Raw genomic sequence first — 24621 nt, 5'->3', positions numbered from 1 at the left:
GGCGCCCGGGCCCGCTGACGTCTGGTCGGGCGGCTCCTCGGGTGGCTCGTCGGGTGGCTCGTCGGGTGGCTCGTTCGGGTGGCACTCTCCGCGCGATTGCGCCGAGAGTGCCGGCGTCGGACCGTCCCGGTGGCACTCTCCGCGCGATTGCGCCGAGAGTGCCAGGCTCGGACCGTCCCGGCGGCACTGTGCGCGCAATTGCGCCGAGAGTGCCGGCGTCGGACCGTCCCGGTGGCACTGTGCGCGCGATTGCGCCGAGAGTGCCGGCGCAGGGTGGTCGGCCGGGACGGGTGTCCACAGATCCGGGACGGGTGTCCACAGATCCGGGACGGGTGTCCACAGATCCGGGACGGGTGTCCACAGATGACGGGACCTGTGACGTTTCGACCCGGGCCGGGCGTGAGAGGCTTCGGGCACGTTCTGCGCACTTGGTCGAGCACTGGTGGGAGGTCCCCGTGGCGCGCTTTCCCTCCGTCGGGGAGGACTTCGGCAGCTACCGGATCCTGCGACAGCTCGGCCGGGGCGGCATGGGCGTGGTCTTCGCCGCCGAGCACCGCGGCCTCGGACGCACCATCGCCCTCAAGGTCCTCGCCCCCGAGATGGCCGAGCAGCCCGACTACCGCGAGCGCTTCACGCGCGAGGCGACCGTGCTCGCCCGGCTCGACTCCCCGCACGTCGTCCAGGTCATCGACCACGGCGAGCACGACGGCTGCCTCTACATCGCCACGCAGTACGTCCCCGGCGGCGACCTCGCCGACGCGCTGCGCGGTCACGGTCCGGTGCCCACGACCGAGGCCGCGCAGATCGCCGAGCAGGTCGCCTGGGCCCTCGGCGACTCCCACGCCGCGGGCGTCGTCCACCGCGACGTGAAGCCGAGCAACGTGCTGCTGCGCGAGGTCAGCACCGAGGTCTTCGTCTACCTGTGCGACTTCGGCATCGCCCAGGACCGCGCACCCGGGCTCACCGCACCCGGCTCGGTCGCCGGCACCTTCGCCTACCTCGCCCCCGAGCGGCTGCGGGGCGAGCCGGCCACCGCGTCGTCCGACATCTACGCCCTCGGCTGCGTGCTGTTCACCTCGTTGATCGGCACCGCGCCCTACGGCGGCAGCGACGTCGAGATCGGCATGGGGCACCTCAACTCACCCGTGCCGCAGCTGCGCGACAACTCGCCGGTCGCCGCCGCCGTCAACGAGATCCTGCAGCGCTCGATGGCCAAGGACCCCACCCACCGCTACCCCGACGCGAAGGCCATGCGTACCGACCTGCGCGACCTCGGTCGGCTCGCCCACGGGGCCGTCGTCCCCGACCTCGCGCCGGCGGTGCCGTTGGGCACGCCCCCGACGCAGCGCGTCGACACCGGCGGGTCCCGGCCCTCGCAGCCGTCGGGGCCGCGTCCGACCGCGCCGCCGGTCGACCCGTCGCCCGACCACCTCGCCGACCACACCGTGCAGACCCCGACCCCTCCGTCCTCGGCTCCCCCGGCACCAGCCGCACCGGCGACGCCCCCGGCGTCCGACCCGTGGGGCCGGGCCCCGGTTCCCGACACCTTCGCCCAGGCGCGGCTGCCCCTGCCGGACGCTGCGGCATGGGCGCCGTCCGGGCCCTCGGCGCCGTCCGGTCCCGCGACCCCGGGTGGCCCGCGCGGACGCCGGACGGCGGCCGTCGTCGTCGCGGCCGCGGCCGCGGTGCTGCTCGTCGTCGGCGGCGTGGTCGTGGCCGTGGCCGCGTCGGGCGACGACGACCCTGACGAGGCCCGGACCTCGGCGCCCGTCAGCCCGACGACCGGCTCCACCGATCCCACCGACCCGACCTCGAGCGACGCCACCGACCCGACCGAGCCCGTCGACCCCACCACCGACGAGGCGCCCGCCCCGCCGCCCGAGCCGCAGCCGGGCCTTCGACCGAGCTACCCCGACGTCCCGGCGGCCACCGGCGTGCGCATCGAGCTCGGTCCGGCCTCCCTGCGCGCCCCCGAGGGCTGGGACACCATCGACCCCGGACGCGTCGACCAGGGCGTCGGCGCTCGTGACTACAACGACCTCGAGGGCTACTACTCCTCGGTCTTCATCCGGCGCAACGACCCGGGCTTCCGGCTCGACACGATCCCGCTGCTCGACATCGCTGCCGACAGCCTGGTCACCGGCCTCGACGACAACGACGACACGATCGAGCTGCGCAACAAGGAGCGCCTCAAGCCGGCCTGGCTCGACGGCCAGCGGGTGGCGCGCATCCGCGCGGAGTACTACTCGACGAAGGACGACCTGTCGTTCTACGAGGAGACCTGGCTCGCCCAGCGCGGCAAGTTCCTCTACCGGGTGACGTTCCAGCACTCCCTGGTCGACACCATGGCCGAGCGCCGCGCCCAGATCGACCCGATGGTCGTCTCGTTCCGCTGGAAGCGGTAGCGCCCTCCCCGGGGTTCGGGCACCGGTACTCTCCGCGCGATTGCGCGCACAGTGCCACCCTCAGACCTCACCACCGGCACTCTCCGCGCGATCGCGCGCACAGTGCCACCGGACCGGCTCAGCATGGCCGGATCCGCGCGATCGCTCGATCAGGACCACCGACCCCCGCAGACGCCGAACGGCCCGCCCCCGGAGGGACGGGCCGTTCTGGGTACAGCAGGTGGAGCAGGTGAGGCGTGGACTCAGAAGTCCATGCCGCCCATGCCGCCGGTCGGGTCGCCCGCGGGGGCGGCCTTCTCCGGCTTGTCGGCGACGACGGCCTCGGTGGTGAGGAACAGCGCGGCGATCGACGCGGCGTTCTGCAGGGCCGAACGGGTCACCTTGGCGGGGTCGATGATGCCCTCGCCGATCATGTCGACGTAGTCGCCCGTGGCGGCGTTGAGGCCACGGCCCGACTCGAGGTTGGCGACCTTCTCGGCGACGACGCCGCCCTCGAGACCGGCGTTGATCGCGATCTGCTTGAGCGGGGCCGAGGTGGCGACGCGGACGATGTTGGCACCGGTGGCCTCGTCGCCCGACAGGTCGAGCTTGTCGAACGCGGTGGCGGCGGCCTGGACGAGCGCCACGCCACCTCCGGCGACGATGCCCTCCTCGACGGCGGCCTTGGCGTTGCGGACGGCGTCCTCGATGCGGTGCTTGCGCTCCTTGAGCTCGACCTCGGTGGCCGCGCCGACCTTGATGACGGCGACGCCACCGGCGAGCTTGGCCAGGCGCTCCTGGAGCTTCTCGCGGTCGTAGTCGGAGTCGGACTTCTCGATCTCGGCGCGGATCTGGTTGACCCGGCCCTCGATCTGACCGGCGTCGCCGGCACCCTCGACGATCGTGGTCTCGTCCTTGGTGATGACGACCTTGCGGGCCTGGCCGAGCAGGTCGATGCCGGCGGTCTCGAGCTTGAGGCCGACCTCCTCGGAGATGACCTGGCCGCCGGTGAGGATCGCGATGTCCTGCAGCATGGCCTTGCGGCGGTCGCCGAAGCCGGGGGCCTTGACGGCGACCGACTTGAACGTGCCGCGGATCTTGTTGACGACCAGGGTCGACAGCGCCTCGCCGTCGACGTCCTCGGCGATGATGACGAGCGGCTTGCCCGACTGCATGACCTTCTCGAGCAGGGGCAGCAGGTCCTTGACGTTGCTGACCTTGGAGTTGGCGATGAGGACGTAGGCGTCCTCGAGCACGGTCTCCATGCGCTCGGGGTCGGTGACGAAGTAGGCCGAGATGTAGCCCTTGTCGAACCGCATGCCCTCGGTGAGCTCGAGGTCGATGCCGAAGGTGTTCGACTCCTCGACCGTGATCACGCCCTCCTTGCCGACCTTGTCCATCGCCTCGGCGATGGCGTCACCGACGGTGCTGTCGCCGCCGGCGGAGATGGTGGCGGTGGCCGCGATCTGCTCGCGGGTCTCGACCTCCTTGGCCATGCCGAGCAGCTGCTCGCTGACGGCGGCCACGGCGGCCTCGATGCCGCGCTTGAGGCCCATCGGGTTCGCCCCGGCGGCCACGTTGCGCAGGCCCTCGCGGACCATGGCCTGGGCCAGCACGGTGGCGGTGGTGGTGCCGTCGCCCGCGACGTCGTCGGTCTTCTTGGCGACCTCCTTGACGAGCTCGGCACCGATCTTCTCGTAGGGGTCCTCGAGCTCGATCTCCTTGGCGATGGAGACGCCGTCGTTGGTGATCGTGGGGGCGCCCCACTTCTTCTCGAGAACGACGTTGCGGCCCTTGGGGCCGAGGGTGACCTTGACGGCGTCGGCGAGCGTGTTCATGCCGCGCTCGAGACCGCGCCGGGCCTCCTCGTTGAATGCAATCAGCTTGGGCATAACTCCTGCGATCCTCTGGTGGGAGTCGGTGGATGCGGTTCGGTGGGCTGCCCGCGACGGACGACCCCGCTCTCGGCAGATCACTTCTCCGCCGCGAGGGAGCCTCAGCTGGCACCGTTCCGGATTGTCACTCTCGTGGCGAGAGTGCCAGCCTCATGTTTAGCACTCGCACCCCGAGAGTGACAACCCAGGTCGACCGCCTCGACCGCGACCGCCCGACCCGTCAGGCCCGCGACGACGGCAGCCGCGCGGCGACCACCTCGGCGAAGGCCTCCGCGTTGGCGGGGACGACGTCGAGGTAGAGGCCGGGCTCGGTGACCTCGACCTCGCTGACGTGCAGCCGGCCGTCGAGCCGGAGCAGGTCGATGCGCGCGTAGACGATCTCGGCGCCGACGATCTCGGCCGTGGCGGCGACGGCGGCGACGGCGAGGTCGCGGGCCTCGGGCGTGAGCGCGACGACCGAGGAGCGGCCGCCGTACTCCTCGTGCACGCGGACGTCGTCGGGCGGGGCGATCTTGGCCACCTGGCTGACCGGGCGCCGGTCGAGCACGAAGACCGAGAGCTCACCCTCATCGTGCACCGAGTCGAGCAGCGGCTGCACCACCCAGGGGCCGCCGTCGACCGGCAGCGGGTCGTCGTCCCGCCGGACGACGACCAGGCCCTCGCCACCGGCGCCGACGCGCGGCTTGACGACGGCGGCGCCGAGGCCGCTGACGACGTCGCGCAGGCCGGCGTCGTCGTCGGCGAGCACGGTCGGCACGGTCGGCACGCGTGCGGCGAGGTCGAGCAGGTAGGACTTGTCGGTGTTCCAGCGGAACGTGTCGAGACCGTGCAGCAGCGACGGGCCGACCCCCTCGGCCCACACGAGGAACTCGGGCAGGCGCTGCTGGTAGTCCCAGGTCGAGCGGACGCAGACGAGACCCGCCGCCGACCAGTCGACGGACGGGTCGTCCCACACGGCCCAGGCGGCGGAGACGCCACGGGCGGCGAGCGCGGCGTCGAGGGCCTCGTGGCCGGGCTCGCCGTCGCGGTAGCCGGCGCTGGTGGCCAGCAGGACGTCGGTCACGCGCTCCCCCGCCGGCGCTTGAGTCGCGACGGCAGGGCGACGACCGCCCGTCCGGCCCGCCAGGTGGCGCTCTGCTTGAGCTCGGCGAGCTCGCGCTCGGCGCGCTCGGCGCGGCGCTCGGCGCGGCGGGCCCGCTTCTCGGCGGCGTCGGCGCGCTGCTCGGCCTCGCGCAGGTCGCGGGCGATGACGCGGTGCAGCTGCCGGGTCGACTTCACCGCGAACCGGCGCTCGACGGCGAGCGTGCGCTCGAGGCGGCGGATCTTGACCTGCGGGCTCTCCTCGAAGTCGGCGGCCCGGTCGGTGCCGAGGTCGCGGGTCACGACTTGCGCCAGTAGACGCCGGCCCAGTCGATGGGGTGCAGCTCGTCGGTGATGCCCCGCGACTCGCGGAAGTCGTGGACGGCCTGGGCGCACCCCTTGACCGCGCCGTAGTCGTCGACGATCACGTAGCCGCCCACGGCGACCTTGTCGTAGAGGGGCTCGAGCGCGTCGATGGTCGAGCCGTACATGTCGCCGTCGAGGCGCAGCACCGCGATCTGCTCGATCGGTGCCGCCGGCAGGGTCTCGTCGAACCAGCCGACCAGCAGCTTGACCTGGTCGTCGAGGAGGTCGTAGCGCCGGAAGTTGTCCTCGACCTGCTCGGTCGAGATCGCCAGCTCGATCTTGGTGTGGTGCTCGTCGCCGGCGTCGGCCTCGAACCGGCCGTCGGGCTTGGGCAGGCCCTCGAAGGAGTCGGCGACCCAGACGGTGCGGTCGGTGACGCCGTGGGCCTTGAGCACGGCGCGGGCGAAGATGCAGGTGCCGCCGCGCCAGGCCCCGGTCTCGATGAAGTCGCCCGGGACGCCGTCGGCCAGCACGCTCTCGAGGCACGTGCGCACGTTGAGCAGGCGCTTCATGCCGACCATCGTCTCGGCGTCGGCGGGCCAGTCCCTGCCGTTCTCGCGGCGCTCGGCGTCGAACTCACCGGACTCGACGACGCGGACGTCGCGGTCGCGGGTGGCGATGCGCACGAGGTTCCACAGGTAGCTCTCGTAGGAGCGGGGCTCGAACCGCACGGTCACGTTGCGGCCCTCGAAGCCGTAGCGGGTGAGCATCTTGGCGATGAGGTCGAGGTAGAGCCCGGCGGCCTCGCTGTCGGTCGGGACGGGCGTGGCAGTCACGGCCCGAAGGCTAACCGACCTGCGGGTCACGCTCCGGGGCGTGGTGCCCGAACGGGACGTCGTCGCGCAGCCCGAGCGCGGTGAGCACCGACGGCAGCAGGGCCGACGCCGTCCGGCGGTAGCCGAGGGCGCTGGGGTGGAACCGGTCGAGGCTGAACATCTCGTCGGGGTTGGTGATGAAGAACGGTCCGACCACCCGGGCCAGCGAGACCGCGTGCCCGCCGGCCCGCACCGTGGCGAGTGCCTGGGCGGCCGCGAGCTGGCGCGAGGCGCGCGAGCCCAGCGAGCGCAGTGGTTGCGGCACCGGTCGCAGTGCCCCCAGGTCGGGGCAGGTGCCGACGACGACGGCCGCACCGCGCTCGCGCAGCGCGGTCACCGCCTCCTCGAGGGCCCGCGCGGCGTCGGCCACCGGCACCCGGTGGGTGACGTCGTTGCCGCCGACCACGACGACGGCGACGTCGGGGGCGTAGTGGTCGGGCAGGGTGGCGAGCTGGCCGGCGAGCATCGAGCTCTCCGAGCCGACGACGGCGACCGTGCGCAGCCGGACGGCGCGGCCCGTGCGCTGGGCGAGCCCCTTGGCGAGTCGGCCCCCGAGGGTGTCCTTGCGGCGCTCGGCCCCGAGACCGGCGGCGATGGAGTCGCCGACCATGAGCAGGTCGACGGGGTCGCCGTAGGACCGCTTCCAGACGCGGTCGGCGTCGGGCGGGGTCTCACCGAGCGGCTTGCCGATGAGCCTGCGGGCGATCGCGGCCTGGCGGTGCAGCAGCTCACGGGCGCCGTAGGTGCTGGCCGCGGCGCCGGTCGCGACGGCCGCGGTGACGGTCAGGATCGTGCGCGTGCGGGACATCGCCGGGAGTCCACCAGCACCGGTTGAACGCAGGGTGTCGATCCGGCGGGCGCCCGGGCGTCAGGCAGGTGAACCCGCCGGACCAGAGGATCGAGGTACCTGCACCACGGCGTCCACGCCGACGTCGGCGCCCTCGCGCTCAGCCGCGGCGGAGCGTGACGATGAAGCCGCGCTCCTCGTCGGCGATCCGGGCGTCGCGGTCGATGTAGACCGAGACCGGGACGCCGCGCCGGTAGGTCACCCGGACCTCGGCGGCCTTGGCGTAGGCGCGGCGCAGGACGCGGTAGAGGCGCTCGACCTCGAAGCCGCGACGCTTCAGCTGCGCCGGCTTCCCCTCGTGCGTCACCGAGACGACCCTGCCGCCTCGGACCTTCGTGACCACGGGCTTGCGCGGCAGGCAGTAGCAGGTGCGCAGCACGGTGATCGTGTAGCGCTTCACGCCGCGCTTGCTCCACCGGGCCCAGGCCCTCGCCAGCTCGTCGGCGTCGGAGGCCGCCGGCACGAACGGCTGCACGGGGTAGGGCGCCCCGGTGCGTCCGGGCAGGGCCGCGGACGCCGCCACGGCCGAGCCCGGCGCGGTCGGGACGACGAGCCCCAGCAGGGCGGCGACGAGCGCGGTCAGGAGCGTGGTGCGCAGCAGGCGGGTCATGCCTGCGAGTAGAACATCCGGACCCGCTCCGGCCGGGTGAACCACGTCGGCGCGCCCCTGTCTGCGCTCTCGAGACCGCGCCGGTACTCGTCCTTCCCCTCTCCGTCGGTGTGACGGGCACCACGTCGGGCCCGAGACAGTGGCTTAGGATGCCGGCAAGACGCCCCCCGAACAGAGGATCCTCATGCGGATCGTTCCGTCGATCTACGACCTGTCCCGCTCGCTGCTGACCCCGGCCGTCTCCATCGCCGGCGCCGGCGCCCTGGTCGTCCTGACCGCGGCCCCCGGCATGGCAGCCGAGCCCGTCGCCCAGTCCGACGCCACCGCGCTCAGCCTGACGCTGCTCAGCCAGCCACTCGACAGCGGCACCGTCACGGCCGTGCACGACGGCAAGCGGGAGCGGGTGACCGGCACCCAGGACCCCCTCGTCACGGTGCTCGGCAACCAACCGTTCCTCAACGCCGGCACCCTGTCGCAGGCGGCGAAGACCAACGTCGTCGACCGACGTGGACTGTCCGCCGCCTGCGCCGGACTCGCCGGCGACGGCGCCACCCTGGTCTCGGTCGACGAGGGCTTCTGCCTGCGGCCGGGCAACAACGCCACCATCAACGCCGGCACCCTCGACCTCTCCGGCGTCGAGATCGTCCGCACCGACCTCCTCGCCGGTCTCGACCAGGCACTCCTCGACGCGCTCGACCCGCTGCTGACCCCCGTGCTGGCCGCGGTGCAGGGCGTCGTCCAGGACGCACTCGTCGCTCTCGGCGACCCGGGCATCGTGCTCGACCTCGGCGCGGTCCAGAGCCAGTGCACGGCCACCCCGGCGGTGGCCGACGGCACCAGCCAGATCACCGACGCCTCGCTCGCCCTGCAGCTGCCGGCCCCGATCGGCCGGGTCGACCTGGTCGAGCTGCCGACCAACCCGCCGGCCAACACCAAGGTGGTCACCGACCTCGACGTCGTGCTGACCACCCTCACCGCCGGCGTCCAGACCCAGCTCGACACGGCGCTCAACGGCGCCCTCGCCGGGGTGGGCCAGCTGCTCGGCCAGCTGGTGACGGCGCTGAACGCCAACGTCGTCTCGGCCCTGGCCGACCAGCTGGCCCCACTCGAGGACAACGTGCTCGACGCCACGCTCAACAAGCAGACGCGCGGCGACGGCTCGATCGAGGTCACCGCTCTCGACCTGCGGGTGCTGCCCGCGGCCGCGCAGTTCGGCGTCGAGCCGCTCAGCGTCGCGATCGGTCGTTCCGCGTGTGGCGCCAACGCGCGGGTCGACGTCCCGTCGCCGTCGCCGTCGCCGGAGCCGTCTCCGTCGCCCGTCGACCCGGGTGACCCGGGCTCCCCGGCGCCCAGCCCCGCCGTGCCGACGTCGGTGCCCGCCGGAGAGCTCGAGGCCGCGGCGGCCCCGACCGGCGACGGTGCCGTCAACGCCCACGTGGCCGCCGGCGCGATCGCCGTGCTGACCCTGCTGGCCGCGGCCGGCGGCGTCCACGCCTTCCGCCGGGTGCTGAGGAGCTGACGACCTGAGCACCACGCACGACGACGTCCACGACGGCGTCGCCGACGGTGCGGCCCTCGGGCCCAGCCACCGGCGACGTCGTCGCGTGCTGCTCGCCGTCCTGCCGGTCGTCGTCCTCGCCCTGGTCTTCACCGGCGGCGTGCTCGTCGGGCAGCGGTGGGACGACGCCCCGTCCGTCGCAGCGCCACCGGCGCCGCCGGCACCGACCGTGACCGTGACGGCCGGGCCGGATCCGGTGCGCGCCGAGCCGGTGACGCCGTCGGCGCCCACGCGGCTGATCGTGCCCTCGCTGGGCATCGAGGCGCCGGTCATCGAGATCGCGCTCCGGAGCGACGCCGTGCTGGAGCCGCCCGCTGATCCGGCGGTCGTCGGATGGTGGGACGGCAGCGCCGAGCCCGGCGACACCACCGGCCGCGTCGTGCTCACGGGTCACACCGTGAGCAACGGCGACGGCGCCCTCGACCCGCTCCCGGGCCTCGAGGGCGGACGCATCGTGCTGGTGACCGAGACCGGCCGGCACCGCTATCGGGTGACCGACAACATCGTGGCCAGCTACGAGACCGTCGCCGAGCGCGCGCGCGACATCTTCGGCCAGACCGAGGAGTCGCCCGACGGCGCCCGCCTCATCGTGGTGACCTGCACCGACTTCAACGGCCAGTTCTACGAGAGCAACGCCATCGTGGTCGCCGAGCCGGTCTGAGCGGCCTCCCCGCAGCGGCCGGGGAGGCCGGCCGACCTCAGCCGCCCGCGACCGCGGGGATGACCGAGATCTGGGTGCCGTCGGGGGTGACGGTGGCGAGGTCGTCGAGGAACCGGACGTCGTCGTTGCCGACGTAGACGTTGACGAACCGACGCAGCTTGCCGTCCTCGTCGACGATGCGGGCCTTGATGCCGGGGAAGGACGACTCGAGCGAGTCGAGCACGTCGGCCAGCGTCGCGCCCTCGGCGCTCACCTCGGACTCGCCGTCGGTGTAGGTGCGCAGGATGGTGGGGACGCGGACGGAGACGCTCACGGTGTTCCTTCTTCTCGGTCTTCTCGGTCTACTGGGTGGTTCGCGAGGCGGCGATCAGGAGGCGCCGAGGCCGGTGGCCTGGAACGCGGCGTAGGTCGGGGCGATGGTCGCCGCCGGCGACACGCGGTCGGCGATCGCGTCGAGGGTCTTCAGCCCGTGGCCGGTGTTGATCACGACGGTCTCGAGCGAGGTGTCGAGCTGGCCGGTCTCGACGAGCTTCTTCAGCACGCCGACGGTGGTGCCTCCGGCGGTCTCGGTGAAGATGCCCTCGGTGCGGGCCAGCAGCACGATCGCGTCGCGGACCTCGTCGTCGGTGATGTCCTCGACGGCGCCGCCGGTCTCGCGGCAGATGTCGAGCACGTAGATGCCGTCGGCGGGGTTGCCGATGGCGAGCGACTTGGCGATCGTGTCGGGCTTGACCGGGCGGATGGCGTCGGTGCCGGCCTTGTAGGCCACCGAGACCGGCGAGCATCCGGTCGCCTGCGCCCCGAAGACCTTGTAGGGCTTGTCCTCGACGAGGCCGAGCTTGATCAGCTCTTGGAAGGCCTTGTGCACCTTGGTCAGCTGCGAGCCGGAGGCGACCGGGATGACGATCTGGTCGGGCAGGCGCCAGCCGAGCTGCTCGGCGATCTCGTAGCCGAGCGTCTTGGAGCCCTCGGCGTAGTAGGGCCGGACGTTGACGTTGACGAACGCCCAGCCGTCCTCCTCGCCGGCGATCTCGGAGGCGAGCTTGTTGACGTCGTCGTAGTTGCCGTCGACGGCGACGAGGTTCTCGGTGAAGATCGCCGAGTTGACCTGCTTGGGCGTCTCGAGGTTGCTCGGGATGAACACGACGGTCTTGATGCCGGCGCGGGCGCCGGCCGCGGCGACGGCGTTGGCCAGGTTGCCGGTGGAGGGGCAGGCGAACACCTTCGCGTCGAGCTCGCGGGCGGCCGAGAGGGCGCAGGCCACGACCCGGTCCTTGAAGGAGTTGGTGGGGTTGGTCGAGTCGTCCTTGACCCACAGGTTGTCGATGCCGAGCTCGGCGCCGAGGTTGCGGGCCTTGAGCAGACGCGTGAAGCCCGGTTCGGTGTTGGGGCTGGTCTCGATGTCGGCGGGCACCGGCAGCAGGGCCTTGTAGCGCCAGATGTTGCGGGGGCCGGCCTCGATCTCCTCGCGGGTCACCTGCGGGAAGGCGTAGGCGACCTCGAGCGGGCCGAAGCACTCGGGACACGCGTAGAACGGGCCGAGCGTGACCTGGTGGCCGCACTCGCGGCAGGCCAGGCCGGTCGCGTTGCCGAACGCCCCGGTGCGCGGGGCGTGCTGCTCGGGCGCCTCGTGGACCTCGGCGCCGGTGGCGGTCTCGTCGATGGTGGGAGCGCTCACAGGAAATCCTCCTCCTCATCTTCCCCGGGGCGGATCTCGCGTCCGGGCGGAATTGGCACCGTTTCCCCGATCCGTTCCGGATCTGTCCGGAGGCGGAGGTTCGAGGCGGTTGCCGGGACTTCGCTGGGCCGTTCCCTCAGTCCCTCGTGATGAGCAGTGACCACTGTAGGTGAACGCGTCTCACGATGCGTACTCGGGTCCCGCGATGCGGACGCCGCTCAGCGGCGGGCGAGCACCGCGGCGTGGTCGGAGGCGCTGCGCAGCAGCACGACGTCGTCGGCCGGGCCCGGCCCGAAGACGTCGTCGATCTTGCGGCGCGAGCCGGGGCCGAGCGTGCCGCGCGGGTCGTCACGGCGTCCGGCCCAGGCCGAGACGAGGCCCGGGATCTCGAGGCCGTCGAAGTTGGCGTCGCCGAGCGCCCAGACCTCGGCGCCGGCGTCGAGCTCGTGGCGGACGACCGCGTGCAGCCGCCGCAGCTCGAGGCGGTGGCGGGCCACGAGCCGGGGCCGGTCGTCGCGGTAGGCGCCGGCGCGCTGGACGCCGGGCACGAGGTGGTAGCCGACGACGCTCACCGCGCGGTCGCGCTCGCGGTCGTGCAGGCGCGCGTGGAGCACCGTGCGCGGCGGGAGCACCGGAACGTCGCGGGCGTCGCGGTCGGCCAGACCGAGCCCACCGACGAGCCGCAGGCGCGCGTCGACCAGGCCGAAGCGGTCGCGCCGGGCGAGCAGCGCGTTCTCGCCGTACCAGGGGCTGATCCACGCGTAGTCGGGGCGGGCGCGCAGGATCGCGCGGCGGCGCGGGCCCCACTCCTGCAGGGCGACCAGGTCGGGGCGGTGGTCGAGCACGGCGTCGAGGGCCGCGCCGGCCTCGGCCGGGGTGATGGAGCGCAGCACGTTGGCCGTCGCGACGAGCACCGGTCGTCCTCTCAGGCGCGGATCGACGCGGCGTCGTCGGCGAGCTGCGCGAGCAGCTGGAGGACGCCGTCGGGTCCGGCGACGACGACGTCGGCGAGGTCGACCAGCGCGCTCTCCTCGTCGGACGACGAGCAGACCAGCAGCGTCGCGAGCCCCCGCTCGCGCAGCTCGCGGACCGCCTCGAAGGCCTCGAGGTCGCCGAGGTCGTCGCCGGCGAACAGGAAGCCGCCGGCGTCGAGCTCGTCGACGAGGGTGTGCACCGCCTGGCCCTTGTGCACACCCGGCGAGCGCACCTCGATCACCGCCTTGCCGGGCTCGACGACGAGGTCGTGGCGGGCGGCGAGGTCGCGCAGCTCGGGCAGCAGCCGCGCGAAGGTGGCGTCGGGGTCGGGCAGCCGTCGGGTGTGCACGGCGACCGCGAGGCCCTTGTCCTCGACGAACGCCTGCTCGGCGTCGAGGCGGCGCAGCGTGCGGGTCAGCTCACGCTCGAACGTGGCCAGCCCGGACGGCGGGCGCGGGCCGACGATGCGCCGGTTGGTCGAGCTCCAGCGCTCGTTGCCGTACTGACCGAACAGGAAGAGGTCCTTGCCGTCGTCGCCGATCGCGTTGCCGACCTTCTCGAGCCCGCCGAGGTCGAGCGCCTGGCGCGCGGGTCGCCCGGTGATGACCGCGACCGCGCGCACCTGTCGGGCGAGCGCCGTGAGCACGGGGCCGGCGTCGTCGTGGATGTGGGCCCGCGCGGGGTCGTCGACGATCGGGGCCAGCGTGCCGTCGAAGTCGAGCCCGACGACGCTCTCGGGCGCCGAGCGCACGAGCGTGGCGTAGCGCTGCTCGCCCTCGACCGACGTGAACTCCACAGGACCACCCAACCACGCCCGCCCGCCGAGCCGGGTGGACGTCGTCCGAACAGTGGTCGACGCCGCCCGGGCGGTCTAGAGGGCGCCGGTGAGGATGACCGTGAGCCGGTCGAGCTTCATCTCGCCGTCGGCCGGCGCGGTGCGGTCGATGCCGAGGTCGCGGGCGAGCTGCTTGGCCGCGCGCTCGAGGCGGGGCGGGAAGTAGACGGTGTTGGTCGGGATGGAGCCGTACCAGTTGTCGGTGCCGACGAGCTGCCAGCCGGCGTCGGCCACGCGGCCGCCGACGGTGCCCGCGAGCCCGGTGATGCCGGAGTTGTTGTAGACCTCGACGTAGATCTTGGCCCGTTGGACGGGCTTCTTCTTCTTCACCGGCGGCGCGGCGGTCGTCGGGGTCGGCGACGGGGCGGCGGAGCTCGTCTGCTCCTGGCCGACGGTCTCGACCTCACGCTCGGTGGGCTCGCCGCCACGGGTGGCGACGAAGGCGACCAGCGCCATCGCGACGGCGACGATGCTGAGGACCACGACCGGGGAGGGGAAGACCACGCTGCGCTGCGGACGGCGCGTGGGTCGGTCGTCGCTCACCGCTCAGACCTCGAAGCCGAGGCGCCGGGCGGAGCGCTGGCGCTGGCGCTCGGAGCGCAGGCGGCGCAGGCGGCGCACGAGGAGCGGGTCGATCTCGAGGGCCTCCGGGCGGTCGATCAGCGCGTTGAGGACCTGGTAGTAGCGCGTGGAGCTCATGTCGAACTTCTCGCGAACCGCGGACTCCTTGGCCCCGGCGTACTTCCACCACTGGCGCTCGAACTCGAGGATGTCGCGGTCGCGGTCGCTGAGCGAGCCGGCGGGGCGCTCGTCAGGGACGTCGTCGCGGCGCTGGGCTTCCATCGGGGTCTCCCAGTGGGGTCGGGGAAGAGGTCGAGGCCACTGTAGACCGACTAATCACACCTGTGTCATTCGGGCCACGCGACACGCCGGCGACGCCGGGCAGATCTCTAGGCTGACCCCATGAGCGACTCGATCCCGGACCCCGACCGCCCGATCCGCTGGGGCGTGCTCGCCACCGGCAAGATCGCCGGCAAGGTCGCCACCGACCTCGCCCTCGTGCCCGACGCGACGCTGGTCGCGGCCGGCTCGCGCTCGCTCGCCTCGGCCGAGGAGTTCGCGGCGACCCACGGCGCCCCGGGCTGTCGGGCCCACGGCTCCTACGAGTCGCTGGTCGCCGACCCCGAGGTCGACGTCGTCTACGTCGCGAGCCCGCACGCGCTGCACCTGGAGCACGCGCGCCTGGCGTTCGAGGCCGGCAAGCACGTGATGTGCGAGAAGCCGGTCACGGTCACCGTGGCCGACGCCGAGGCGATGGTCGAGCTCGCGCGCCGCCACGACCGCTTCCTCATGGAGGCGATGTGGACGGCGTTCCACCCCGTCGTCCGGGCCGTCGCCGCCGACCTGCGCGCGGGCCGCTTCGGGCGGCCCAGCCACCTGCACGCCGAGCTCGGCTTCGTCGTCGACGCCGCGCCCGACGACCGCCTGCTCGACCCCGCGCTCGGCGCCGGCGCCATGCTCGACATGGGGGTCTACCCGCTCACGTTCGCGCACCTGCTGCTCGGCGAGGCCGAGCAGCTCACGGCCACCGCCACGCTCTCCGACAGCGGCATCGACCTCGACATCGCGGTGGCCGGTCACTACCCCGACGGCGCGGTGCTCACCGCCACCGCCTCCCTGACGTCGTGGTCGTCGCGCCGCGCCTCGATCGGCACCGACACCGGCCGCCTCGACCTCGTCGACTTCCACCACCCCACCGCCGCCACCTGGACGCCGCACACGGCGGCCGGCCCCGACCAGCCGGTCGACCTGCTCGCCGAGGTCACCGCGACCGAGCCCGTCGTCGGCGCCGGCTACGCCCACGAGATCGTCGAGGTGAACCGGTGCCTGCGCGCCGGCCTGCGCGAGAGCCCCGTCGTCCCGCACGCCCAGACGCTGACCATCATGCGGCAGATGGAGGCGCTCCTGGCCTCGGTCGGCGTCCGCTACGCCTGAGCCCGCGGCCGCGGCCGCGGCCGCGATAGTTCGACACCAGGTCGACCTCGTCCGGCCGTGCGGAGGTCGACCTGGTGTCGAACTATCCCCTCTGGCGGGCGCGGGAGTTGAGGAGGGCGTCGGCGGGTCCGGCGTGCAGGGCGGCACAGGCCCGGACGACGAGCGGCAGGGTGAGCAGGGCGACGACGCCGATGCCGAGCTGCAGCAGGCTCTCGTCGCGGCGTCCCTGACCCCAGCCGAGCAGCTCGACGAGGGTCTCGTCCTGGTCGGGCAGCCACTGCTGCCAGAACCAGTAGGTCAGGCCGGCTCCGGCGGCGGCGAGCCACGACACGACGACGGTGAACGCGACGGTGCCGGTCACGAACGACACCAGGCCCCACAGCAGGTCGAGCCACGACTGCGGGTCGCGCAGCGGGGTCAGCACCCGCCGGACGACGCCACTGCCCTCCGGCGCGCGCAGGTACCGCGCCGGGGGCGCCGGCCAGCCCTGCAGCGTCGTCAGCGCGCGCCGCTCGAGGCGGGCGAGCCCGCGCGCGGCGAGCGCCGTCCCGGCGAGCACGGCGAGGCCGAACCAGACGACCAGCAGGCCGAGGCCCGCCGAGACGCCGGCGACCACGACGACGAACCCCACGACGCCGAGCGCGAAGCCGCTGACGACGTAGGCGACGTCGCGACCGCGACGCACGAGGAAGCCGTCGCGTGACGCGCGAGGTGCGGGCGCGTCCGGTGCGAGGGAGGGCGGGGCGGGGTGCGGCAGGGTCGTGGTGTCCATGCCTCCACCCTGGTCGCGACGGAGGCCGGGCACAGGGGTGCAGGCACCACTCCCGGAGGTGGTGCCCGCGCCGCCCGGCCTCCGACTAGGGTCGGGTTCGTGCAGAAGGACCTCGTGATCGTCGCCAACCGGCTGCCGGTCGACCGGGTCACGCAGCCCGACGGCACCCCCGGCTGGCGGCGCTCCCCCGGCGGACTGGTCAGCGCGATCGAGCCGGTGATGCGCGCCAACGACGGCATCTGGCTCGGCTGGCCCGGCGGCGACGACCAGGACCTCGAGCCCTTCGAGGACGACGGCATGCACCTCGCGCCCATCGGGCTCGAGAAGGACGAGATCGAGCTGTTCTACGAGGGCTTCAGCAACGCGACCCTGTGGCCGATCTACCACGACCTCGTCGCCAAGCCCGAGTTCCACCGCGAGTGGTGGGACTCCTACGTCAAGGTCAACGAGAAGTTCGCCGCCAAGGCCGCCTCGTTCGCCGCCGAGGGCGCGACGGTGTGGGTGCACGACTACCAGCTGCAGCTGGTGCCGCGGATGCTCCGCGAGCTGCGCCCCGACCTGCGCATCGGCTTCTACCTGCACATCCCGTTCCCGCCGGCCGAGCTGTTCCAACAGCTGCCGTGGCGCCGGCAGATCCTCGAGGGCCTGCTCGGTGCCGACCTGGTCGGCTTCCAGCTGCCGGGCGGCGCGCAGAACTTCGTGCGCCTCGTGCGCCAGCGCGTCGGTCACAAGACGCATCGCGACCTCGTCTACCTGCCCGACGGCCGGGCGGTCCGCGCCGCGGCGTTCCCGATCTCGATCGACGCCCGGGGCTATGAGGAGCTGGCCCAGAAGGACTCGGTCGTCGAGCGCGCCGCGGCCATCCGCGAGGCGCTCGGCAACCCGCGCAAGATCTTCCTGGGCATCGATCGGCTCGACTACACCAAGGGCATCTACGCCCGGCTGCGCGCCTTCGCCGAGCTCATCTCCGACGGCCGGTTCGACGTCGAGGACGCCGTGTTCGTGCAGGTCGCCGTCCCCTCGCGCGAGCAGGTCGAGCAGTACCGCATCCTGCGCGACGACATCGAGCGCCTGGTCGGCCGCATCAACGGCGACCTCGGCCGCATCGGCCGTCCGGCGATCAGCTACCTGCACACCTCCTACCCGCGCGAGGAGATGGCCGCGCTCTACACCGCCGCCGACGTCATGGTGGTCACGCCCTACCGCGACGGCATGAACCTCGTGGCCAAGGAGTTCGTGGCCTGCCGCACCGAGGACGACGGCGCCCTCGTGCTCTCCGAGTTCGCCGGCGCCGCCGACGAGCTGCGCCAGGCGTGGCTGGTCAACCCCTACGACCTCAACGGCATGAAGTCGGCCCTCCTCGAGGCGTACAACGCCGACGACAAGGAGCTGTCGCGCCGCATGAAGGCCATGCGCAAGACCATCCGCCAGCACGATGTCGCGGCCTGGGCCGACTCCTTCATGTCCGAGCTCGGCCAGTTCTCGCACAGCACGCACGCCAAGGCCGTCCGGCCGGCCAAGCGTTCGTGACCGGGGCCCGACCGGCCCGACCCACGAGGGCGTGGGACGACGTCGTCCTCATGTCCGACGACGCCGTCACCTCGATCGAGGTGGTCGAGTCGGGAGCGCCCCTGGTCGACGCCGCCGGCGTCGTGCCGTACACCGGCGCGACGGACGACGCCCGGTACCTGCGACGCCCCGTGCTCGACCGGCTCGCCGACGCGGCGTCCCGGCTGCCCGACGAGCTGGTGCTCGCGCTCAACGAGGGCTGGCGCCCGCCCGCGCTGCAGCGCCTCTATTTCGAGCGCTACGCCGCCCGCCTGCGGGCGGGCGACCCGGCACTCGACGACCACGCCGTCCACCGGCTGGCGAGCCGGTTCATCTCACCGCCGGCGATCGCGCCCCACACGGCCGGCGCGGCTGTCGACGTCCTGCTGCTCTCGCCCGACGGCGACGTGCTCGACGTCGGCTGCGCGCTCGACGCCTCCCCCGAGGAGTCCGGCGGCCGCTGCTACACCGACCACCCCGACGTCACCGGGCAGGCGCGGGCGCGGCGCCGCGAGCTGGTGCGCGTCATGTCCGCAGCGGGCCTGGTCAACTACCCGACCGAGTGGTGGCACTGGTCGTGGGGCGATCGCTACTGGGCCATGACGACGGGCGCGCCGGCCGCCGTCCTCGGGCCCGTCGGACGCTGACCGCACCTCACCGCGCGGCCGCGCCGGACGGCTCGTCCTCGAGGCGGCTCATCACGGGAGTGGCGGCGATGCCGTGCACGACGACCGAGAACGCGACCGTGAAGGCGACGATCGACCACGCGGCCTCGGCGTCGGCGAACGCGGCCTCGTTGGTGGCCCAGGCCACGTAGTACAGGCTGCCGACCCCGCGGATGCCGAAGAACGACACGGCGAGCCGGCCGCGGGTGCCCAGGCCGCCGGCGAGCGGATCGCTGCGCGGGCGGACGGACAGGGCGAGCCAGGACGAGGCCGGGCGTAGCACCAGCACGAGGACGACGCCCACCGCGGCGCCGCGCCAGTCGAGGGCGCGGAGCAGACCGGAGGACAGCGCGATGCCGAGCAGGAGCAGCACGACGAGGGTCAACAACCGCTCGAGGCGCTGGACGACGTCGTGCATGACGCGGTGGTAGTCGTGGCGGCGCTCGGCCGAGCGCAGCGCCGTCGCGCACGCGAAGACGGCCAGGAAGCCGTAGCCGTGCGCCAGCTCGGCGGCGCCGTATGCCGTCAGGAGGGCCGCGAGGGCGATGAGTGGTTCGCTCTGGGCGGTCGTGCGGACCGTCTCACGGGTGCTGCGGAACGCGATGCGGCCGAGCCCACGTCCGACGAGGACGCCGACGAGGACGCCGACGACGATCTCGACGACGACGTAGAGGCCCACCATCTCGCCGAAGCCGGCCCAGAACGAGCCGCCGGCCAGCACGATGACCGCGAGGTGCACGAACGGGAAGGCCAGGCCGTCGTTGAGACCGGCCTCGGAGGTGAGGGCGAAACGGACCTCACCGGCCTCGGTCACCGTGGTCGGGTCGGTGGAGTAGGGGACCTCGTCGGGCTCGTCGTCGGCGATCGACGACCCGGGGCCGCCGACCTGGACGTCGGAGGCCAGCACGGGATCGGTGGGCGACAAGGCGGCGCCGAGCAGCAGAGCGGTCGCGGGAGCGAGCCCGACGAAGGACCAGCCGAGCAGCGCCACCAGCCCGATGGTCACCGGCATCGCGACGCCGAGGAGCCTCCAGGTGGGCGACCAGCGACGCCACGTCGAGGGGTGCAGCAGGTCGAGGGGGCGGTCGATGGCCAGGCCGACGCCCATCAGGGCGACGATCACCGTGAGCTCGGTGACGTGCTCGATGACGAGCCGGTCGGTGTCCTCGGGCACGTAGACGACCAACGAGTCGGTCAGGGGCGTGAACCCGAGGCCGAGCCCGGTCAGGAGCAGCACGATGGCCGGCGAGACCGCCCACCGGCGCAGGAGGGCCGGGAGCGCCACGGCCAGCAGGAGCACCGTGCCACCCAGCAGGTACAGCACCGCGGCATCCATCGACCTTCAGGCTCGCGGGGCGACGCTCGCCGCGCCAGCCCCTGGCGGGTGAGGCCGTTCGACTGCGACGAGGACCGTGCCGCACTAGCGTGCTCGGCATGTCCCTCGACCTGCGTCGCCCGCTCGTGGCCGCCGTCCTCGCCGCCCTCGTGCTGACCCCTGCGATGGCCGAGGCACGCGTCATCAAGGGCAACAGTGCCAACAACACGCTCCTCGGCACCGAGTCCGCCGACAAGATCTCCGCCGGCGGGGGCCACGACCGCATCAACGGCCGCGGCGGCAACGACCGCATCGAGGCCGGCAGCGGCAACGACCGGGTGGTCGGCGGCACCGGCAACGACGCGATCCTGGCCGCCGCCGGCAACGACGTCATCGACGCCGGCGCGGGCCACGACTCGGTCAACGCCGGGGCCGGCAACGACTCCGTGCTCGGCGGCGACGGCAACGACTCCCTCGGCGGCGGCGACGGCGCCGACCGGGTCAACGGCGGCCCGGGCGACGACCGGAGGCTCAGCGGCCTCGGCGGCGACGACGTCATCCTCGGCGAGGCCGGCAACGACCGGCAGATGCTCGGCGACAACGGCAACGACGTGCTCGACGGCGGGGCCGGCAACGACGAGCTGCAGGGCTCCAGCGGCAACGACCGGGTCATCGGTGGCGACGGCGACGACCACGCGCAGGGCGGACCCGGCAACGACCGCGTCTACGGAGGCACCGGCAACGACCAGCTCGACGGCGACGAGGGCGACGACTTCATCGACGGCGGCCCCGGCGACGAGTCGTGCCCCTCCTTCGGCCCGAAGGTCGTCGGCGCGACGTGCACGGGCTTCCCCGCCGCGGGCAACCGCATCGACATCACCGCCGACGCCGGCGACGACGTCGTCTACCCGGGCGACGGCAAGGACAACGTCTTCGGCGAGAGCGGTGCCGACCTCATCGTGCTGACCGACGACGGCGCCTACGACCGCGTCTCGTGCAACGTCGGCCCGACCAAGACGCCCGGCGACCAGGTGGTCTACGTCGGTCCGGTCGACACCGACGACGACATCCTCGCCAACTGTCCGGCGCCGCAGTCGATGTCGGCCGAGGCCTTCATGAAGAACCCGGCCTTCGTCTACCCCGGCACCACCACGCACCTGCCGCTGCCGGCGGGTGTGACGCTGCCCCGTCCCGCCCCGCTGGCCGGCTGGCTCGGCCTCTGAGCCGGGCCTGACGCGCGCGTCCGGGCCGCCCGGGGGGCACCCCGACGACCCACCGGAAACCCGCTCGACACCGCTCCCCACTAGCGTGGGCGCCATGACCGTCGACCTGACGACCTATCGCGCCGTCCTCTTCGACCTCGACGGCGTGATCACGCCGACGGCCGAGGTGCACATGCGGGCGTGGGCCCAGATGTTCAACGAGTTCCTCGCCACCCGCGAGGGGCAGGCGGCCTACACCGACGACGACTACTTCGAGCACGTCGACGGCAAGCCCCGCTACGACGGCGTCCGCGACTTCCTCGCCTCGCGCGGCATCGACCTCCCCCAGGGTTCGCCGGATGACCCGTCCGACCAAGCCGAGGGTTCCGAGACCGTGTGCGGCCTCGGCAACCGCAAGAACGACGCGTTCGGCGACGTGCTGCGCCGCGAGGGCGTCGGGGCCTACCCGGGCTCGCGACGGCTCCTCGACGCCTTGCGCGAGAAGGGCCTGCCAATGGCGATCGTGTCGTCGTCGAAGAACGCCCCCGACGTGCTCGCCGCGGCCGGCGTCACCGAGTACTTCGACGTCGTCGTGCACGGCGGCACCGCGGCCGAGAAGGGCCTGGCCGGCAAGCCGGCACCCGACATGTTCGAGGAGGCCGCCCGCGAGCTCGGCGTGCCCGACGACGCCAGCGTCGTCGTCGAGGACGCGATCAACGGCGTCCGGGCCGGCGCCGCCGGCGACTTCGCCCTCGTCATCGGCGTCGACCGCGGCGCCGGCGCCGAGGCACTGACGGCGGCCGGGGCCGACGTCGTCGTCCGCGACCTCGAGGAGCTCGTCTGATGGACGACGCCAACCCCAACCTGCCCGCCCACCCGCACCAGCACGACGACGCCGACGAGCGGCACGGCGCCAGCCACGTAGCACCGCCGGCGTCCGACCCGCTCGACCGCAGCCGGTTCCCGATCGACGAGTGGCGCCTGGTCGAGACCCGCTTCGACGACCGCGACCTCGGCACCACCGAGTCGGTGTTCAGCGTCGGCAACGGCTACCTCGGCCTGCGCGGCAACTACGAGGAGAGCCGCGACTTCATCGCCAACGGCACGTTCGTCAACGGCTTCCACGAGACCTGGCCCATCCAGCACGCCGAGGAGGCGTTCGGCTTCGCCAAGGTGGGCCAGACGATCGTCAACGCGCCCGACGCCAAGGTCATCCGCCTCTACGTCGACGACGAGCCGCTCGAGCTCTCGGCCGCCGACCTCATTGAGTACGAGCGGGCGCTCGACTTCCGCAGCGGCGTCCTGAGCCGCCACGTCGTCTGGCGCACGCCGTCCGGACGACGCGTGCAGGTCGACAGCACGCGCATGGTCTCGTTCGAGCAGCGGCACCTGGCGGTCATGACGTTCGAGGTCACGCTCCTCGACGGCGGCGGCCCGGTCACCATCAGCTCGCAGGTGCTCAACCGCCAGGACGCCGACCGCGGCGCGTCGGTCGAGATGGCCAAGGCCGCCGCGGAGTTCGACCCGCGCAAGGCCGAGTCGTTCGCCCACCGGGTGCTCAACCCGGAGAACGACGGCGAGGTGCTGGCCGACGACCGGCTGGCGCTGCGCTACAAGTGCACCGACAGCGGCATGACGATCGCGCTCGCCGTCGACCACCGCCTCGAGACGACGAGCCGGCACTCGACGCACGTCGAGCGCGGCGACGACCACGCCAAGGCGATCTTCCACGTCACTGCCGAGCAGGGCGTGCCGATCCGGCTCACGAAGGTCGTGGCCTACCACACCGCCCGCGTCGTCCCGACCGGCGAGCTGCTCGACCGGTGCAAGCGCACGCTCGACCGCGCGGCCGCCGAGGGCCTGGAGAAGCAGGCCGACGACCAGCGCGCCTGGCTCGACGCGTTCTGGGCGCGCTCCGACGTCGAGGTCGGCAACCAGCCCGCGATCCAGCAGGCCGTGCGCTGGAACCTGTTCTCGATCGCCCAGGCCTCGGCACGCGCCGACGGCGCCGGCATCCCGGCCAAGGGGGTGACCGGCTCGGGCTACGGCGGCCACTACTTCTGGGACACCGAGATCTACGTGATGCCGTTCCTGACCTACACCTCACCGTGGGCGGCGCGCAACGCGCTGCGGTTCCGCTACGGCCTGCTCGACTCCGCGCGCGACCGGGCCGAGGCGCTGGCCCAGAAGGGCGCGCTGTTCGCCTGGCGCACGATCAACGGCGAGGAGGCCTCGGCCTACTACGCGGCCGGCACGGCGCAGTACCACATCGACGCCGACATCGCCTACGCGCTCAGCCAGTACGTCGACGCCACCGGCGACTACGAGTTCCTCGACCGGCAGGCCATCGACATCCTCGTCGAGACGGCCCGGCTGTGGGCCGACCTCGGCTTCTGGCGGGAGGAGCCGGACGGCGCGTCGTTCCACATCCACGGCGTCACCGGCCCCGACGAGTACACGACCGTCGTCAACGACAACCTCTACACCAACGTCATGGCGCGGCTGAACCTCAGCCGCGCCGCGGGCGCCGTCCGGTTCATCAAGGACAACCGCCCCGACAACTACCGCGAGATGGTGGCCCGCGTCGGCCTGCTCGAGGGCGAGGTCGACGAGTGGGACCGCTGCGCGCGCGGCATGACGATCCCCTTCGACGAGCACCTCGGCATCCACCCGCAGGACCTCCACTTCCTCGAGCGCGAGATGTGGGACCTCGGCAAGACCCCCGTCGAGAAGCGGCCGCTGCTGCTGAACTACCACCCGCTGGTCATCTACCGGTTCCAGGTGCTCAAGCAGGCCGACGTCGTGCTGGCGCTGTTCTTGCAGGGCGAGCACTTCACGCTGGAGGAGAAGAAGGCCGACTTCGACTACTACGACCCGATCACCACGGGTGACTCCACGCTCTCGGCCGTCGTCCAGTCGATCGTCGCGGCCGAGGTCGGCTACCACGACCTCGCGCTGCGCTACTTCCACGGCGCCCTGTTCGTCGACCTCGACGACCGCCACGCCAACACCACCGACGGCGTGCACGTCGCCTCGACGGGCGGCGTGTGGAGCGCGCTCGTGGCCGGGTTCGGCGGCTTCCGGCAGCAGGCGGAGGGCCGCTGGCGCATCGACCCCCGCCTGCCCGACGGCTGGTCGCACCTCACGTTCCGGCTCACCCTGCGCGGCACCCGCGTGCGGGTGACCGTGCGCGAGGAGACGCTCACCCTGCAGGTCGAGGAGGGCGGCGCCACGCTGACCTTCGACGTGCGGGGCGAGAAGGTGAGGGTCTCACCCGACAACGTCTCGGTCGTCGACCTCGACGGCCACGGTCCGCGCATCCAGGGCGAGCCGGTCAACCCGGTCGGCACGACGCGCGCCGACGGCACCGTGATCACCGCCAAGCTGCCCTCCGGCGCCTGACCCGACGGCGCCCGGGGC

General features: G+C 73.0%; 23 protein-coding genes and 1 riboswitch. Of the genes, 9 read left to right on the top strand and 14 right to left on the bottom strand.

Going from position 1 to position 24621, the window contains the following annotated elements:
- Window positions 1-455: 455 nt before the first annotated feature.
- Window positions 456-2405 carry a serine/threonine-protein kinase gene (locus ABFT23_RS05915; RefSeq protein WP_347893293.1) on the top strand — a complete coding sequence of 650 codons (1950 nt, stop codon included), beginning with the start codon at window positions 456-458 and terminating at the stop codon, window positions 2403-2405.
- A 242-nt stretch (window positions 2406-2647) separates the two neighbouring features.
- Here the strand turns inward: ABFT23_RS05915 and groL are convergent, their stop codons facing one another.
- The 6 genes from groL to ABFT23_RS05885 form a co-directional block, all read right to left on the bottom strand.
- Complete coding sequence (groL, locus tag ABFT23_RS05910; RefSeq protein WP_347893292.1) at window positions 2648-4276, bottom strand: chaperonin GroEL; 1629 nt, start codon at window positions 4274-4276, stop codon at window positions 2648-2650.
- A 223-nt stretch (window positions 4277-4499) separates the two neighbouring features.
- Window positions 4500-5342, bottom strand: coding sequence for an ATP-grasp domain-containing protein (locus ABFT23_RS05905; protein WP_347893291.1), 843 nt, complete (start codon window positions 5340-5342; stop codon window positions 4500-4502).
- Window positions 5339-5662 (bottom strand): hypothetical protein, encoded by a 324-nt coding sequence (locus ABFT23_RS05900; RefSeq protein WP_347893290.1) that lies wholly within the window; start codon window positions 5660-5662, stop codon window positions 5339-5341. Before ABFT23_RS05900 ends, ABFT23_RS05905 begins: the two co-directional genes overlap by 4 nt.
- A complete protein-coding gene (locus ABFT23_RS05895; protein WP_347893289.1) occupies window positions 5659-6501 on the bottom strand; it encodes a TylF/MycF family methyltransferase in 843 nt (280 codons plus the stop codon). The genes ABFT23_RS05900 and ABFT23_RS05895 overlap by 4 nt, the downstream gene beginning before the upstream one ends.
- A 10-nt stretch (window positions 6502-6511) precedes the next feature.
- Window positions 6512-7348 (bottom strand): SGNH/GDSL hydrolase family protein, encoded by an 837-nt coding sequence (locus tag ABFT23_RS05890; protein ID WP_347893288.1) that lies wholly within the window; start codon window positions 7346-7348, stop codon window positions 6512-6514.
- Between the two features lie 139 nt (window positions 7349-7487).
- Complete coding sequence (locus ABFT23_RS05885; RefSeq protein ID WP_347893287.1) at window positions 7488-7997, bottom strand: DUF6174 domain-containing protein; 510 nt, start codon at window positions 7995-7997, stop codon at window positions 7488-7490.
- Between the two features lie 184 nt (window positions 7998-8181).
- Between ABFT23_RS05885 and ABFT23_RS05880 the strand changes: the two genes are divergently transcribed.
- Together ABFT23_RS05880 and ABFT23_RS05875 are read left to right on the top strand one after the other, a co-directional pair.
- Complete coding sequence (locus ABFT23_RS05880) at window positions 8182-9516, top strand: hypothetical protein (RefSeq protein WP_347893286.1); 1335 nt, start codon at window positions 8182-8184, stop codon at window positions 9514-9516.
- An 85-nt stretch (window positions 9517-9601) separates the two neighbouring features.
- Window positions 9602-10216, top strand: a complete 615-nt coding sequence (locus tag ABFT23_RS05875) for a class F sortase (protein WP_347893285.1) — start codon at window positions 9602-9604, stop codon at window positions 10214-10216.
- Window positions 10217-10253: 37 nt separating this feature from the next.
- Here ABFT23_RS05875 and ABFT23_RS05870 read toward each other — a convergent pair whose 3' ends face one another.
- From ABFT23_RS05870 to ABFT23_RS05845, 6 genes are all read right to left on the bottom strand, one after another.
- Window positions 10254-10529 (bottom strand): MoaD/ThiS family protein, encoded by a 276-nt coding sequence (locus tag ABFT23_RS05870; RefSeq protein ID WP_347893284.1) that lies wholly within the window; start codon window positions 10527-10529, stop codon window positions 10254-10256.
- Between the two features lie 54 nt (window positions 10530-10583).
- Window positions 10584-11879 (bottom strand): threonine synthase, encoded by a 1296-nt coding sequence (gene thrC / locus ABFT23_RS05865; RefSeq protein ID WP_347894021.1) that lies wholly within the window; start codon window positions 11877-11879, stop codon window positions 10584-10586.
- Between the two features lie 27 nt (window positions 11880-11906).
- Window positions 11907-12050: riboswitch (SAM riboswitch) on the bottom strand.
- A gap of 62 nt (window positions 12051-12112) precedes the next feature.
- Complete coding sequence (locus tag ABFT23_RS05860; RefSeq protein ID WP_347893283.1) at window positions 12113-12808, bottom strand: exonuclease/endonuclease/phosphatase family protein; 696 nt, start codon at window positions 12806-12808, stop codon at window positions 12113-12115.
- Between the two features lie 11 nt (window positions 12809-12819).
- The gene (otsB, locus tag ABFT23_RS05855; protein WP_347893282.1) at window positions 12820-13665 is read right to left on the bottom strand and encodes a trehalose-phosphatase; all 846 of its coding nucleotides are present in this window, start codon (window positions 13663-13665) and stop codon (window positions 12820-12822) included.
- 75 nt (window positions 13666-13740) lie between these two features.
- The gene (locus tag ABFT23_RS05850) at window positions 13741-14247 is read right to left on the bottom strand and encodes a LytR C-terminal domain-containing protein (protein WP_347893281.1); all 507 of its coding nucleotides are present in this window, start codon (window positions 14245-14247) and stop codon (window positions 13741-13743) included.
- 3 nt (window positions 14248-14250) lie between these two features.
- The gene (locus tag ABFT23_RS05845; RefSeq protein ID WP_347893280.1) at window positions 14251-14547 is read right to left on the bottom strand and encodes a DUF3263 domain-containing protein; all 297 of its coding nucleotides are present in this window, start codon (window positions 14545-14547) and stop codon (window positions 14251-14253) included.
- Window positions 14548-14667: 120 nt separating this feature from the next.
- Here ABFT23_RS05845 and ABFT23_RS05840 point away from each other — a divergent pair, with 120 nt between their 5' ends.
- Complete coding sequence (locus tag ABFT23_RS05840) at window positions 14668-15699, top strand: Gfo/Idh/MocA family protein (protein ID WP_347893279.1); 1032 nt, start codon at window positions 14668-14670, stop codon at window positions 15697-15699.
- Window positions 15700-15781: 82 nt separating this feature from the next.
- Here ABFT23_RS05840 and ABFT23_RS05835 read toward each other — a convergent pair whose 3' ends face one another.
- Window positions 15782-16471 (bottom strand): sensor domain-containing protein, encoded by a 690-nt coding sequence (locus ABFT23_RS05835; RefSeq protein ID WP_347893278.1) that lies wholly within the window; start codon window positions 16469-16471, stop codon window positions 15782-15784.
- Between the two features lie 99 nt (window positions 16472-16570).
- On the opposite strand from ABFT23_RS05835, the gene ABFT23_RS05830 reads away from it, so the two are divergent.
- Both ABFT23_RS05830 and ABFT23_RS05825 read left to right on the top strand, forming a co-directional pair.
- Window positions 16571-18001, top strand: coding sequence for an alpha,alpha-trehalose-phosphate synthase (UDP-forming) (locus ABFT23_RS05830; protein ID WP_347893277.1), 1431 nt, complete (start codon window positions 16571-16573; stop codon window positions 17999-18001).
- A gap of 50 nt (window positions 18002-18051) precedes the next feature.
- Window positions 18052-18666, top strand: a complete 615-nt coding sequence (locus ABFT23_RS05825; protein WP_347893276.1) for a M15 family metallopeptidase — start codon at window positions 18052-18054, stop codon at window positions 18664-18666.
- A 7-nt stretch (window positions 18667-18673) separates the two neighbouring features.
- Here ABFT23_RS05825 and ABFT23_RS05820 read toward each other — a convergent pair whose 3' ends face one another.
- A complete protein-coding gene (locus ABFT23_RS05820; RefSeq protein WP_347893275.1) occupies window positions 18674-20008 on the bottom strand; it encodes a cation:proton antiporter domain-containing protein in 1335 nt (444 codons plus the stop codon).
- Between the two features lie 110 nt (window positions 20009-20118).
- Here ABFT23_RS05820 and ABFT23_RS05815 point away from each other — a divergent pair, with 110 nt between their 5' ends.
- The 3 genes from ABFT23_RS05815 (at window position 20119) to ABFT23_RS05805 (ending at window position 24603) form a co-directional block, all read left to right on the top strand.
- Window positions 20119-21222 (top strand): calcium-binding protein, encoded by a 1104-nt coding sequence (locus tag ABFT23_RS05815; protein ID WP_347893274.1) that lies wholly within the window; start codon window positions 20119-20121, stop codon window positions 21220-21222.
- A gap of 94 nt (window positions 21223-21316) precedes the next feature.
- Complete coding sequence (locus ABFT23_RS05810) at window positions 21317-22045, top strand: HAD family hydrolase (protein ID WP_347893273.1); 729 nt, start codon at window positions 21317-21319, stop codon at window positions 22043-22045.
- Window positions 22045-24603 carry a glycoside hydrolase family 65 protein gene (locus ABFT23_RS05805; RefSeq protein ID WP_347893272.1) on the top strand — a complete coding sequence of 853 codons (2559 nt, stop codon included), beginning with the start codon at window positions 22045-22047 and terminating at the stop codon, window positions 24601-24603. The genes ABFT23_RS05810 and ABFT23_RS05805 overlap by 1 nt, the downstream gene beginning before the upstream one ends.
- Window positions 24604-24621: the final 18 nt, after the last annotated feature.

The organism is Nocardioides secundeburneus (assembly GCF_039939255.1).
GTDB lineage: Bacteria > Actinomycetota > Actinomycetes > Propionibacteriales > Nocardioidaceae > Nocardioides.
This window is presented reverse-complemented; position numbering and strand designations above follow the sequence as displayed.